General features: G+C 70.8%; 10 protein-coding genes. 4 read left to right on the plus strand and 6 right to left on the minus strand.

The genetic code is table 11. The features are described 5' to 3' along the window. The 4 genes from ACT3SQ_RS06715 to ACT3SQ_RS06730 all read right to left on the minus strand — a co-directional run. The coding region (locus tag ACT3SQ_RS06715; RefSeq protein ID WP_444592118.1) for a hypothetical protein at positions 1 to 188 on the minus strand (188 nt) is incomplete at its 3' end. 458 nt (positions 189 to 646) lie between these two features. Beyond that, positions 647 to 1525 carry a D-hexose-6-phosphate mutarotase gene (locus ACT3SQ_RS06720; RefSeq protein WP_441445437.1) on the minus strand — a complete coding sequence of 293 codons (879 nt, stop codon included), beginning with the start codon at positions 1523 to 1525 and terminating at the stop codon, positions 647 to 649. Positions 1526 to 1529: 4 nt separating this feature from the next. Further along, positions 1530 to 2675: a hypothetical protein gene (locus ACT3SQ_RS06725; protein ID WP_441445438.1), complete on the minus strand. Its 1146-nt coding sequence runs from the start codon at positions 2673 to 2675 to the stop codon at positions 1530 to 1532. A gap of 132 nt (positions 2676 to 2807) precedes the next feature. Further along, positions 2808 to 5264 carry a DNA gyrase/topoisomerase IV subunit A gene (locus tag ACT3SQ_RS06730; RefSeq protein ID WP_441445439.1) on the minus strand — a complete coding sequence of 819 codons (2457 nt, stop codon included), beginning with the start codon at positions 5262 to 5264 and terminating at the stop codon, positions 2808 to 2810. Between the two features lie 102 nt (positions 5265 to 5366). On the opposite strand from ACT3SQ_RS06730, the gene ACT3SQ_RS06735 reads away from it, so the two are divergent. From ACT3SQ_RS06735 to ACT3SQ_RS06745, 3 genes are read left to right on the plus strand one after another with little or no spacing between them, the layout of a single operon-like run. After that, a complete protein-coding gene (locus tag ACT3SQ_RS06735) occupies positions 5367 to 8081 on the plus strand; it encodes a bifunctional acetate--CoA ligase family protein/GNAT family N-acetyltransferase (protein ID WP_444592117.1) in 2715 nt (904 codons plus the stop codon). 41 nt (positions 8082 to 8122) lie between these two features. Continuing rightward, a complete protein-coding gene (locus tag ACT3SQ_RS06740) occupies positions 8123 to 8698 on the plus strand; it encodes a DUF5998 family protein (RefSeq protein WP_441445441.1) in 576 nt (191 codons plus the stop codon). 54 nt (positions 8699 to 8752) lie between these two features. Further along, positions 8753 to 9871, plus strand: coding sequence for an alkaline phosphatase family protein (locus ACT3SQ_RS06745; RefSeq protein ID WP_441445442.1), 1119 nt, complete (start codon positions 8753 to 8755; stop codon positions 9869 to 9871). 36 nt (positions 9872 to 9907) lie between these two features. Here ACT3SQ_RS06745 and sepH read toward each other — a convergent pair whose 3' ends face one another. Beyond that, on the minus strand, positions 9908 to 11275 hold the full coding sequence (gene sepH / locus ACT3SQ_RS06750; RefSeq protein WP_444592116.1) for a septation protein SepH: 1368 nt from the start codon (positions 11273 to 11275) through the stop codon (positions 9908 to 9910). 285 nt (positions 11276 to 11560) lie between these two features. Between sepH and ACT3SQ_RS06755 the strand changes: the two genes are divergently transcribed. Beyond that, a complete protein-coding gene (locus ACT3SQ_RS06755; RefSeq protein WP_345080488.1) occupies positions 11561 to 11863 on the plus strand; it encodes a DUF4193 domain-containing protein in 303 nt (100 codons plus the stop codon). Between the two features lie 103 nt (positions 11864 to 11966). Here ACT3SQ_RS06755 and ACT3SQ_RS06760 read toward each other — a convergent pair whose 3' ends face one another. Then, positions 11967 to 12509: a DUF3093 domain-containing protein gene (locus ACT3SQ_RS06760; protein ID WP_442332396.1), complete on the minus strand. Its 543-nt coding sequence runs from the start codon at positions 12507 to 12509 to the stop codon at positions 11967 to 11969. Positions 12510 to 12601: the final 92 nt, after the last annotated feature.

Consider the following 12601-nt stretch of genomic DNA (forward strand, 5'->3'; position numbering starts at 1 on the left):
AGGAAACCCTTCAGCAGGGTGTCGACGGCGTCCTCGTCGGCGACCTGCTCGAGCCGACGCAGGCTGGTGTCGGCGCGGGACGATTCGCGGCGGGTGAGGGTGTCGATGGGGCTGGTGGTGTTCTCCGATGTGTCGGTCGTGTGGATGGTGGTCGGGCTGCGGGTGTCGAGGGTGGTGTGAAGGGACATGGGGGCTCCTGACGGAGTGGCGTGTGATCGAGTCTCCTGCGCGCTGCGGACAGCTGCTGTCCTCGAAGCGCGCAGGAGAGTGCCCGCTGCTCGAGTGCGTCGGGCAGCGGGGATTCTCAGTAGTGCCGGCGGCAGGGCCGCACGGCATGGCGCGGAGCGGTGCGCTCCGTCAGCCGGCCACAGGCGCGGCGTGCCCGGCGGTGCTGCGGCCCCCACCGGCCGCTCGCTGAGCCACGGTGAGTCCGTGGGGCCGGGTGAGGGATGCGGCGAGGCCGAGCGACGACGCGGCCGGGCTGGCCGGGGTCGTGAACGGGGGCTGGTGCATCTCCATACGGAGAGTTGACCACCCTTCTCCGGTGGAGCACAACTGATTAAAAGTTCGCACGACGACGAAGACCCGGCCGCCCTCTGAGGGGCGACCGGGTCCTGGTCAGATGCTCCGCGGTGCGGAGCTGTGCTCAGCGCTCGATGCGGTAGGTGACGCCGATGGAGTGCGACTGGCCGGGCTCGAGGGCCACGTAGCCGTCCTTGGCGATGGCAGGCTCGATGCAGACGAACTCGGGCCAGGCCGTATCGGGGATATCGGCCATGCCGGTCACCAGCGTGTCCCAGGGATTCCAGACCACAGTCTTGGCGGTGCCGCGCGGTGCGGAGACGATGCGGCGGCCGGACTTCTCATCGTGGACAGTCACCACGGCGGTGGAGTCGACGACCCGGTCGGTGGCGGCGGTCAGCCGCAGCGGCCCGGCCGGGAGCACGTCGGGGGCCAGCCCGCGGGTGTTGTCGAGGAAGTCAGCGCCTTCGAGCCCGAGGATCTCGATCTCCCGCACATCGCCGACGGCGAGGTAGGTGTGCAGCGCTGCCTCGAGATCGAGCGGCCGGGGTCCGGCGGTGAGGGTGAGGTCCACCGACAGCTCGGCGCCGATGCGGAACTGGACGGACGCGGTCAGCGCCTTGACGTCCTCGGGGGTGCGGAGGGTGAGCACCACCTCGTCGCCCTCTCGCTCGGCCGAGGCGAGATCCCAGCGGAGGTTGCGCAGCCAGCCGTGCTTGACCTCCATCGCCAGGTCCCGGCCCGGTCCGAACCAGGGGCCGATCAGGGGGATGCCTCCGCGCACGGCCTCCCGCTCGCCGAAGGCGGAGTCCGGGCTCATCCAGAGCAGATCCGCCTCACCGGCGGGGACGTAGCTGGTCAGGTGCGCGCCGTCGAAGAGGAGCTCGGCCGTCGCAGCAGGGGTGTCGATCAGCAGGACGTCGACCCCGTGGGTCTGCCCGAGGCGCACACCTTCGGGAAGCGGGACGGAGGTGGTGGGGGCATCGGTGCCTGAAGAGTTCATGACGTCATGGTCGCACGTCACCGGGCCGCGGATCCGAGGACTCAGCCGGTTGCCGTCCCGGCGCAGCGGCCGCGCGGCTGGACTCTCTGGCCTGGGTCGAGTCCCGTTCCTCCGTGCCCTCCGCAGCCGCCGAGACTGTGCGGATGAACAGCAGCAGCCAGCCGTACACGATCGCCGCCGCCCCCATCTCGAAGGCAGTCATGTTCAGGTAGTCCACGCCCAGGTAGAGCACTGTGACGGTCACCAGCAGGGCGAAGGCCCCGGCGGTGACGGCGATCAGGGCGCCCGGCAGCCGGCGCAGCAGCACCGGCACCACGAGCAGGGTGAGCGCGAAGACGACCACGAGCGACTGGGCGACCACGTCGTGCCAGAAGACGCTCACGGTCCGGGAGATCACCGCGACCAGGGCGACCAGCACTCCGACTGCGCTCAGCAGCGAGCGCACGGCGGTGATCAGCCAGGCCGGCTCGCCGGCGCTGCGGGCCCAGCGGTCCAGATCATGGGCGAGGAACTCGGCCACGGTCACCAGCGCCACCCCGGTCAGCAGCAGGGTGAGGTTGAAGGTGAAGCTCGAGAGGCCGTCACCTTCGCCGAGCTCGGAGAAGTACCGCTCCCACCAGTAGGGATCCGAGGCGTTCATGGCACTGGCGAGCACACCGACCACGAGGAATGCCGCCAGCAGGGTGGCCAGGGACCGGCCGGTGAGCGAGGCCGCCGCCGCGGAGGTGATGTAGGCGGCGGCGCCGGCCGCAAGGGCGACCCAGAAGGTGCCGGCGAGGCGATCGAGCGCGACGCCCTGGAAGGCTTGTTGGAACACACCGAACAGGGCGCCGGTGAGGAACAGGCCGAGGATCCCGAAGACGAGGGAGAGCCCGAGGACATCGATCCCGCGGCGCCACCAGTGCCGGCCCCCGAACCAGGGCAGGGAGCGCCGGGTGAGGGTCGAGAGGGTGAGGGCGGCCGTCGCTGCGCCGCAGCCCAACACCGTCAGCGCGGCGACCTGGCCGATCGATCCCGATCCTGCCAACGGAACGGTCCCGCGCAGGGCGAGCAGTCCGACGACCAGACCCACCAGGGCGCCGGCCACGCCGACGGCGATATGCCGGGACTCCACACGCGAGGCCCGGGAGGAGCGGAATTTCCCGCGCAAGGCACGAGACTCCTGTGACTCCAGACGCGAGCCCCAAGGAGACCGAGACTCGCCGTCCGCGGCAGGGGAGGGATGGGGGTCGCCGCGAGGTATGGGCGCCACCCCGTCCCGGTTTCGGTCGCCCTGCACCGCTCAGCCGATCGCGGCGATCGGGACGGCCACCGGGGTCCCGGAGCCATCCCGGCGCCCGGTGGGCTCGGGCAGATCGATCGGCTGCCCCGCCTCGGACGAGGCGCGAGCGGGGTGAGGGACCACCCAGGCGCCGATCAGCGTGTCCTCGCCGCGCAGGAAGCGATGGCAGCGCATCCCAGCCGTCGCCCGACCCTTCGGCGGGTACTCGGTGAGGGCGGAGACCTTCAGCGAGCCGTTCTGGAGCAGCGGGAGGGTGCCGGAGCTGCCGGCGACGGTCACCACGTCGGCCGGGGCGGTCACATCGATCACCCCGAAGGACACCACCCGGTCGCCGGCGCCGAGCTTGATCCCGGCCACACCTCCGGCGCTGCGGCCCTGCGGCCGGACCCCGGAGGAGGGGAAGTGGAGCAGCTGCGCCTCGGCGGTGATGAAGACCAGGTCCAGGTCCTCGTCCTCCTCGAGGTCCACGACCCCGACCACGGTGTCACCGTCCTTCAGCGAGATGATCTCGAAGCCGTCGGCCTTCGGGAACTCGAGCTGCACCCGCTTGACCACGCCCTGCCGGGTCCCGAGCGCGATCGCCCCGCCCCGCGCGAGATCGTCCTCGCCGAGCCGGATCAGCCCCAGCGCGCGTTCCTCGCGCTCGAGGTCGATGAGGTCCGCAAGCCGCGTCCCGCCGGCGAGCGAGGGCGCCCCGGCAGTCGGTGCGAGCGAGGGCAGATCCACGACCGACAGCCGCAGCACGCGGCCGCTGTCGGTGACCACGCCGACGCTCGAGCGGGTGGTGGTGCGTACCTGGGAGACGACCACATCATGGGAGCTGCGGGCGCCCTCGCGCAGCACCGGGCCCTCACCGGTGACCCGCGCGACCAGTCCGGTCCCGGTGAGCAGCACGTGGCACGGCTCATCCGCCACCTCGAGGGAGCCGGCGGCCGAGATCACCGGCTTCTCCGCCGATTCGAGCAGGACCGTGCGGCGGGAATCCCCGTGCTCGGCGGCCACCGCGGCGAGCTCGTCGGACACCAGCGCACGCAGCACCGCATCCGAGCCCAGAATCTCCTCAAGCTTCTCGATCTCCCGGCGCAGGTCATCGCGCTCGGCCTCGAGATCGATCTGGGAGAACTTCGTCAGCCGTCGCAGCCGCAGCTCGAGGATGTACTCCGCCTGAACCTCGGAGAGGTCGAACACCGTCATCAGGCGGGTCCGTGCGGTCTCGGCATCATCGCTCTGCCGGACGATCTGGATCACTTCGTCGATGTCGAGGATCGCCAGCAGCAGACCCTCGACCAGATGCAGGCGGGCCTGGTGCCTGCTCAGGCGGTGCTCGGTGCGGCGGCGCACCACCCGCAGCCGATGATCGACGAACACCTCGAGCAGCTGCTTGAGGCCGAGCGTGCGGGGCTGCCCCTCGACGAGGGTCACATTGTTGATGCCGAAGGACTCCTCCAGCGGCGTGTACCGGTACAGCTGCTGCAGCACGGCCTCGGGGTCGAAGCCCGACTTCACCGTGAGCACCAGTCGCAGGCCATGGTGGCGGTCGGTGAGGTCCTGGTAGTCGGTGATGCCCTGGACCCGCTTGGCCTGCACTGCATCGCGCAGCTTCTCGGCCAGCCGCTCCGGACCCACCTGGTAGGGCAGCTCGGTGACGACGATGCCCTTGCGGCGGGAGGTGACGTTCTCGATCCGGGTCGTCGCCCTCATCTTGAAGGACCCGCGTCCTGTGCGATAGGCATCCCGGATGCCCTCGAGCCCCACGATCCGGCCGCCGGTGGGCAGATCCGGACCCGGCACGAAGCGCATCAGCTCGTCCAGCTCCGCCTCCGGATGATCGATCAGATGCCGGGCGGCGGCGATCGTCTCCACCAGGTTGTGGGGCGCCATGTTCGTGGCCATCCCCACGGCGATCCCCGAGGCCCCGTTCACCAGCAGGTTCGGGTACTGGGCGGGCAGCACCTCGGGCTGGAGGAGCTGGTTGTCATAGTTCGGGATCATGTCCACGACGTCCTCGCCGAGCGAGTCCGTCATCAGCAGCGCCGCCTTGGCGAGCCGTGCCTCCGTGTATCGCGGGGCGGCAGGTCCGTTGTCCAGGGAGCCGAAGTTGCCGTGTCCATCCACCAGCGGCAGGCGCATGTTGAAGCTCTGCGCCATCCGCACCAGGGCGTCGTAGATCGCGGTGTCGCCATGGGGATGGAGCTTGCCCATCACCTCGCCCACCACGCGCTGGCTCTTCACATGGCCCTTCTCGGGCCGCAGGCCCATGTCGGCCATCATGTAGAGGATGCGGCGCTGGACCGGCTTGAGCCCATCGCGCGCATCGGGCAGCGCCCGGGAGTAGATCACCGAGTACGCGTACTCGAGGAACGACGACTCCATCTCGCTGGTGACATCGATGTCGACGATGTTCTCGTCGACCGCGTCCTCACCGGCGGGCGTATTGGTGCTGCGTGATCGGGCCATGGAGAACATCATGGCGCATGACCGGCCATGATCCCGGGAGCCGGTCACCTGAAGGGACGTGAATCCCGTCAACTCCCCGCAACTCGACGATAGGATCCAGCCATGGCGGAAAGACGCGACGGCCTGCGGTCACTGCGCCGCCGTGCCCGGCCCGAGGATGAGCACGAGCCCAGCTATCCCTCTCACTGGGAGGCGGACATCGCCCTGCGCGACGGTTCCGCCGCACACCTGCGCCCGATCCTGCCGGCCGACGCCGACGCCCTCCAGGACTTCCATCAACGGCAATCGGAGCACTCCCGGTACCTCCGCTTCTTCGCCGCGATGCCGAAGCTGTCCCGCCGCGACCTCGAACGGTTCACGAACGTCGACCATGCCGACAGGGTGGCCCTGGTGGCGCTGGTCGGTGCGGAGATCGTCGCCGTCGGCCGTTACGACCGCACCGAGCCGCACTCCGCCGAGGTGGCGTTCAACGTCTCCGATTCCCGGCAGGGGACGGGCCTGGCCTCGGTGCTGCTGGAGCATCTCGCGGCCGCCGCCCGCGAGCGCGGCATCAACGAGTTCACCGCCGAGGTGCTCCCGCAGAACACCAAGATGATCAAGGTCTTCACTGAGACCGGCTTCGACGTCACCCGGGTGCTCGACGACGGCGTGGTGATGGTCTCCTTCCGGATCGACCCCACCGTCCGCTCTCTCGCCGTGATGTCGGAACGCGAGCACCGCGCCGAGGCGAGGGCCATGGAACGGCTCCTGCACCCGCAGTCGGTGCTGCTGATCGGCGTCTCCTCCCGCGCGGACTCCGCCGGCGGCCGCTTCCTCACCGCGCTGGAGGACTCGGGCTACGGCGGCACCGTGCACCTCATCGCCCGTGATGTCCTCGAGCTGAGGGGGCACCGCACCTGGGCCAGAGTGGGTGATGTGCCGGGCACCGTGGACCTCGCCGTGATCGCGCTGCGTCCCGAAGCCTGCCTGGACGCGATCGACGAATGCGCTGCGATCGGGGTGCGCAGCGTCCTGATCCCCACCGAGGGATTCTCCGACAGCGACGAAGGCCGCCTGCTGCAGCGCGAGCTGGTGGCCCGCGCCCGCCGCCACGGCATGCGCCTGCTGGGCCCTGGCTCCCTCGGCTTCCTGCGCACCGGGGAAGACGCCATCAGCCTCTCGCTGGCCCCTCGGATGCCGCAGCCCGGAACGGTCGCGCTCGCCGGGCAGTCCAGTGCGCTCTCAGCGATGCTGCTGGCAGGCACCGACGCCCGAGGCATCGGCCTGCACGAGTTCGTGGGCGTGGGGAACCGCGCGGACGTCTCCTTGAACGACACCCTCCAGCACTGGGAGGACGACGATCAGGTCGGCGTCATCGGGCTGGCCCTGGAATCGATGGGAAACCCTCGCAAGTTCACCCGGATCGCGCGCCGGCTGACGCGCAGCACCCCGCTGATCGTGCTGCGTCCCCCCGGCAGCGAGTCACACCTGCCGCCCGGTCACGACGTGCGCTCCTCGACCCTGCCCCGTCGCGCCATGGACCAGGTGCTCGACTCGGCCGGGGTGGTCCAGGCAACGGGAGTGGACCACCTGCTCGACGTGGTCGACGCGATCGGACGGCAGGGCCTCCCGCTCGGCCGACGAGTAGGGCTGCTCTCCAACACGGCCGCGCTCGGCGCCTCGCTGAGCGGGGCCGCCGGTCAAGCCGGCTTCGACGTGGTCGCGGAGAACCACAGCGTCCCGCTCTCCCCGGATCCGCGCCTCATCCAGCGCGCCTTCACCACGATGGCGGCGCTGGGCCAGGTCGACCTGGTGATCGCCGGCATGATCGACCCGCAGACGGCCGACATCACCGAGGTGCTGCGGCAGATGTCGATCGTGGCCCGTCATTCCGAGGTCGTGCTCCTGGTCTGCCTGGTAACCTCCGAGGACCGCTTCGCCGAGGTGCAGCGGGCGGTGCGCGCCGACCTCTCGCTGCCGCCGGTGCACGCCACCCCCTACGCGGTGGTGCGCGCCGGTGCAGGAATGCTCGCGGCCGCCCTGCGTCCCGAGGTGGATGACGCGGAGCCGGCCCAGCGGGAGGGCATCGATCGCGCGGCGGCCCGGGAGCTGGTGGAAGCGCTGACTCCCTCGCCCGCCGCGTCCGCCGTGGATCTCTCCACCGCGGAGATCACCGCGCTGCTTGCCGCCTACGGCATCGACCAGCTGAGCAGCCGCCGGATCACCGATGCCGAGGACGCCCTCGCCCAGGCGGCGGAGATCGGCTATCCGGTCGCGCTGAAGTCCACGGACCCCGTGCTGCGCCATCGCGCTGATCTCGGCGGGGTGCGGCTCGACATCCCCGACGCGGTCCAGCTGCGCCACGCCGTCGACTCGATGCGCCGTGACCTGTCCTATTCGAGCGCACCGCTCGAGGTCCAGGCGATGGCCCCCGCCGGGGTGCCGATGGTGGTGCGCAGCGTCGAGGATCCCTCTCTCGGCCCGGTGGTCTCGCTGTCGGTGGCGGGGGATGCCACCGATCTGCTCGATGACATCGCCTATGCGATCCCGCCCTTCAGCGAGAGCGCCGCGGCACGGCTGGTGGACGCTCCCGCCACGGCCGTGAAGCTCCGGGGAATGCGCGGCCTGCCCCCGGCGGATCGGGAGGCGCTCGCCGATCTGGTGGTCCGCATCGGCCTGCTCGCGGAGGACCTTCCCGAGGTGGCCTCCCTCGAGCTGTACCCGGTGCTGGTGGCGCAGGACGGCCTCACCGTGATCGGTGCCCGGGTACGGCTGGCACCCCCGCCCAACCGCACCGATGGGGCCCGACGCACGCTGTCCGGCCCACCGGGGTCCTGAGCCGCGCCGCCCATCGAGTCGGAGCGTGGAACAATGACGGGATGACCACCGCACTTCCCACCGATCTACTCAAGGCTCTCGAGACCGCCGGGTACTTCCCACAGGCGGCAGCCCAGAGCCTGGAGCGTTCGCTGCGAGGCCGCGCTCCGGTCGCCCATCTGGTGCGGCCCGAGACCACCTTCGACGGGCCGGAGGTGCGCCGCCACCTCACCGTCGTGGTGCTGACCCCCACGCACCTCCTGATCACACACCTCGATGACGATCCGGCCGATGCGCTCAACCCCAGCCAGGTGGTCTCCACCACCGAGCGGATCCGGCTGCAGCGGATCACCGCGACCGGCCTCTCGCAGGTCTTCGACACCGATGGGCAGCTCAACCCCGGCCGGGAGTCCGAGATCACCCTGGGCATCACCTGGGACGGCAGCCGCCGCCTGGACCTCGAGCGGGCAGTGTGCGAGGACCCCGGCTGCCAGCTGGATCATGGGTACACCGGCACCATCGCCCCCTCGGATCTCGCCCTGCGGGTCAGCGCCCTGGCCGATGGCGCCGGCGCGGTCGAGGAGGCCCTGGCCTTCCACGACCAGCTGATCGACGCGATCGACGCGGTCGGGGCCTGAGCCGGCGTGCGTGCCACAGGTCCCGGACCCCGCCACCGCGACGCACCCGGAGCGATGGAGGACTGGCCCGCCGACCTGCTGCCGCCGCCCTTCACCGGCGGCGCACGGCCCGGCCTCCTGGATGTCCTGCGCCCGCTGGTCGAGAAGCCGAAGCCCGGCCGGGACCTCGTGGTGCTGCTCGACGGGCTCGGCGCAGATCTGCTGCGTGAGCACCGGTCGCTCACGCCGACTTTGCGTCGCCTGGAGGCGCAGACCCAGCGGATCCGCACCGTGGCCCCCTCGACCACCTCCAGCGCCATGGTCTCGCTGCAGACCGGCGCTGCACCGCTCGAGCACGGGGTCCTCGGCTATCTCACCTACGACCCGCAGACAGGCCGCAGCCTCAATCAGATCAGCGGAGCGAATTGGATCGACCCGCGTGCCTGGATGCCGCTGCCGACCCTGGTCGGCTCCGGCTCTCGCCGGGCGGTGCAGGTGGGGCCGAGCAAGCACGCCGGCTCCCATCTGAGCGGCGTGGCCTACCGGGGCTGGGAGTTCCTCGGCCACGGGCGCACCGACCGTGTCGACGTCGTCCGTGCCGCCCTGCGTCGCGCTGGCGCCGACGGGCTGGTGCATCTCCATGTCGATGACGTCGACCACGCCGGACATCGCCACGGGGTCGACTCCATGCAGTGGCGTGACGCGCTGGCCGAGGTGGACTCCCTGATCGGGACGCTGCTGCGGCGACTGCCTCGCGGCACCCGGATCCACCTCACCGCAGACCACGGCATGGTCGACACGTCACCTGAGCTCACCACGGACCTCGCGGACCACCCGCAGATCCTGCGCCTCATCCATGAGGTCTCAGGCGAGGCCCGCGCGCTGGCGCTGCATGCGGTCCGCGGCGACGGTGCGGCTGAGGAGCTCGCGGCTCAGCTCGCAACGCTGCTGGGGGAGCGGGCCCTGGTGCTGCCGCGCGAGGACATCCTCGCCAGCGCCCTGCTGGGACCGGCCGGAGCTGAGGTGACCGAGCGGGTCGCGGGCCGCGTCCCGGATGTGCTGGTGCTGTCCCGGGGACGCTGGAGCGTCGACGACTTCTCCCGGCGACCGGACTCCGCACGGCAGATGGTCGGCGTGCACGGATCGCTCACCGCGGCCGAGTCCTGGGTGCCGCTGCTGCACACCGAGGTCTGAGCAACCCCTCCAGCTCAGGCCCAGCCCTGTTCGGGCTCAGTCCTGCTTCGAGCCGTTCGACCCGAAGACGATCTCGTCCCAGCTCGGCATCGAGGCGCGCTTGCTCTTCGGTCGCGGCTTCTTCGTGCTCTTCGATGGCGTGCCCGCGGCGTCTCCCGCAGGCTTCTCTGAGCTCGCTGAGCTCGCTGAGCTCGCTGAGCTCGCTGAGCTACCTGAGCCCTCTGAACTCTCCGCCGGTTCCGCGCCCGCGGCGCCGGGGATCACCGTACCGACGGCGTCGAATCCGGGCAGCGGGGTGAGATCGATCGTGTCCTGGTACTGGATCTCGTCTTCGGCCGTGTCGGCAGTGTGCCCTGCCTCAGGATCCAGGTCGCCCTGGTCCTCGTCGGTGCCGTCGGACTCCGGGGTCGCGGTGAGGTCGTCCTCGTGATCGCTCTGGGTGGAGTGCTCCTCCAGCGCCTCGAGGTCGGCGTCGTCGTCGGCGTGTCCCGACTCGACGGACTGGGCTGTGAGGTCCGTCTCGGGCGCCTGGAGCACGGACGTCTCCGTCTCGGACGGCTCGGGCTGGGAGTCCTCGTCGAGCCCGGACCAGACGGTCGCGGAATCGTCAGGTCGCGGCACGGAGCGCAGGCCGCGACGTGCGTTGAGGGCGTCGAGCTCCTGGTCGTCGATCACGGAGGCGTGATCGACGAGCGAGGGATGGTCCTCGGCGACGGGGCGGCGTGCATTCCAGCTGCGGGCGCGCGAGGGCGCCGCCGGGCTGCCCTCGAGGGATCCGTCCGCCTCGAGGTCGTAGACCGCGCTCTTGACGGCCTGGAGCCGTCCCCGGCCGCGCGACGGCTCGGAGGGTGCGTCCTCGTCGCTGATCCAGCGCGCCTCATCGTCCACCGGCGAGACGGTGCGGTTGTCGATGTCGGCGACCCAGTGCGCCTGCCGGGTGCGTCCACCGGCGGAGAAGGTCAGCTCGAGCGTCCAGGTGCCGTCCTGGCGCCGCCAGGCGTCCCAGGCGGTCTCCCCGGTCGCCTCCCGGGCGGCGAGCCGCTCGGCGACGACGTCCTGCAGTGCAGGACCTCCGCGGCCGACGGGGAAGGTGCGTGCGCGGGAGGCGGTCCACTCGCGCTCGGCGAGCACCGGGCCTTCGTAGCGGCGCACCCGCTCGAGCGGGATCTCGGAGGCGTCGGCGATGTCCTCGGCGCTGCGGCCGGAACGGAGCATCGCCTGGATCTCGCGCGGTCGGACGGGGGCGGAGTCCGCGGCCTGGATCATGTTCAGGGCCGGGCGGTCCGAACGGACCGCCGCCCTGAGCGCCCGATCGATGCGCAGCGTGTATCGCTCGCCGTCGGAGTCGACCAGGAGCAGATGTTCCCCGTCGTCATGGATCCCGTCGAGTTCGAGCTCGCGCATCGTCGTCCTCTCCGTCGGAGCCTGGTCGCTTGCATGCAGAAGTCTAGGCCGTGACCATATCGTGCACGGCCCTGCGGTGCCGGTTCCCGGGGGTGCGGACGTCGGCGTGTTGCGGTCTGCGGTGGACGCCGTGTTGTGAGTCGCAGGCCGCTCTGCAATAATGCCGCCGCATTCAGCGTTGAGACCCGGGCCGACAAGAAGTGGCCCGCGAGGACTCACCGGCGCGGAACTGCCCCAGCCACCCAGGTCGGATGAACCCCGATGACAACCAGGAACGGACCGTAGATGGCCACTGATTACGACGCCCCGCGCAAGAACGACGACGAATCGAATGACGACTCCATCGAGGAGCTGAAGGGTCGTCGGAACGAAGCGGCGACCCCCACCGTCGATGAGGATGAGGCGGACGCCGCCGACTCCTATGAGCTCCCCGGTGCCGATCTCTCGGGCGAGGAGCTCTCCGTGCGGGTGCTGCCCCGCCAGGCGGACGAATTCACCTGTGCGAGCTGCTTCCTGGTGAAGCACCGCAGCCAGATCGACCACGTCGAGGGCACTCTCATCATCTGCAAGGAGTGCGCCGCGGCGTGATCCTGCTCGTCCCATGACGACGACGGCGCCACCTCCCGACCGGGAGGTGGCGCCGTCGTCGTTCTACGCGGTGGTGCACCGCGGATGGCACATCGCGGAGCGCTCAGCGGCCCTCGCGCGCCTTCAGCTGCTTCGCGGTCCTCAGCGCGAGGGCCAGGTCCTCGGGACGGCGGGTCGAGGCGACCCAGGCCGTGATCGGATCCTCGGGGTCGAGCACCTCGACCCGGAGCCCGGAGCGGGTCCACCCACGGATGCAGTGATGGGCCAGTGGCTCGAAGCCCTGTCCGATCGTGCGAGCCCAGTCCTCTCCCTGGAGCGGCGTGGGATCGCCGAGCAGCTCGACCCCGATCTGCGCGCGGCCCAGGCGGAAGCGGCCGTTCGCCACCTCGAGCACGGGGGAGTACTGGTGGACCAGCACCAGCAGGGCGAGGATGCACACGGAGGAGAACACGATCGCGACCGTGAGGTTCAGCGGGACCAGGATCAGGCCGAGCGCGGCTCCGATGGCGACCGCGACCACCCAGACCGTGGGGCCGGGGAAGAGGTGCTCACGGAACAGGGCGGTGCTCTCGTCGGAGGCGGCGGGGCCGGCGGCCGCCGGGACGGGGGAGGTGTGATCAGCGGGGCGATCGGCTGCTGCGGACATGCCGCCATGGTCTCACGCAGCACCTGGACGTCCACGGCCCGCCCTGTGAGGCTCCGAGCTCGCTGGGAGCAGGGTGTCGCCACGGCATACCC

Origin of the sequence: Brachybacterium sp. AOP42-C2-15 (assembly GCF_052377065.1) — a bacterium.
In the GTDB taxonomy this organism is placed as follows: Bacteria; Actinomycetota; Actinomycetes; order Actinomycetales; family Dermabacteraceae; genus Brachybacterium.

Bases quoted from the DNA above. Each gene is read 5' to 3' on its own strand.
- ACT3SQ_RS06720 (WP_441445437.1), bottom strand. From the start codon at position 1,525: ATGAACTCTTCAGGCACCGATGCCCCCACCACCTCCGTCCCGCTTCCC.
- ACT3SQ_RS06730 (WP_441445439.1), bottom strand. From the start codon at position 5,264: ATGGCCCGATCACGCAGCACCAATACGCCCGCCGGTGAGGACGCGGTC.
- ACT3SQ_RS06735 (WP_444592117.1), top strand. From the start codon at position 5,367: ATGGCGGAAAGACGCGACGGCCTGCGGTCACTGCGCCGCCGTGCCCGG.
- ACT3SQ_RS06740 (WP_441445441.1), top strand. From the start codon at position 8,123: ATGACCACCGCACTTCCCACCGATCTACTCAAGGCTCTCGAGACCGCC.
- ACT3SQ_RS06745 (WP_441445442.1), top strand. From the start codon at position 8,753: ATGGAGGACTGGCCCGCCGACCTGCTGCCGCCGCCCTTCACCGGCGGC.
- sepH (WP_444592116.1), bottom strand. From the start codon at position 11,275: ATGCGCGAGCTCGAACTCGACGGGATCCATGACGACGGGGAACATCTG.
- ACT3SQ_RS06755 (WP_345080488.1), top strand. From the start codon at position 11,561: ATGGCCACTGATTACGACGCCCCGCGCAAGAACGACGACGAATCGAAT.
- ACT3SQ_RS06760 (WP_442332396.1), bottom strand. From the start codon at position 12,509: ATGTCCGCAGCAGCCGATCGCCCCGCTGATCACACCTCCCCCGTCCCG.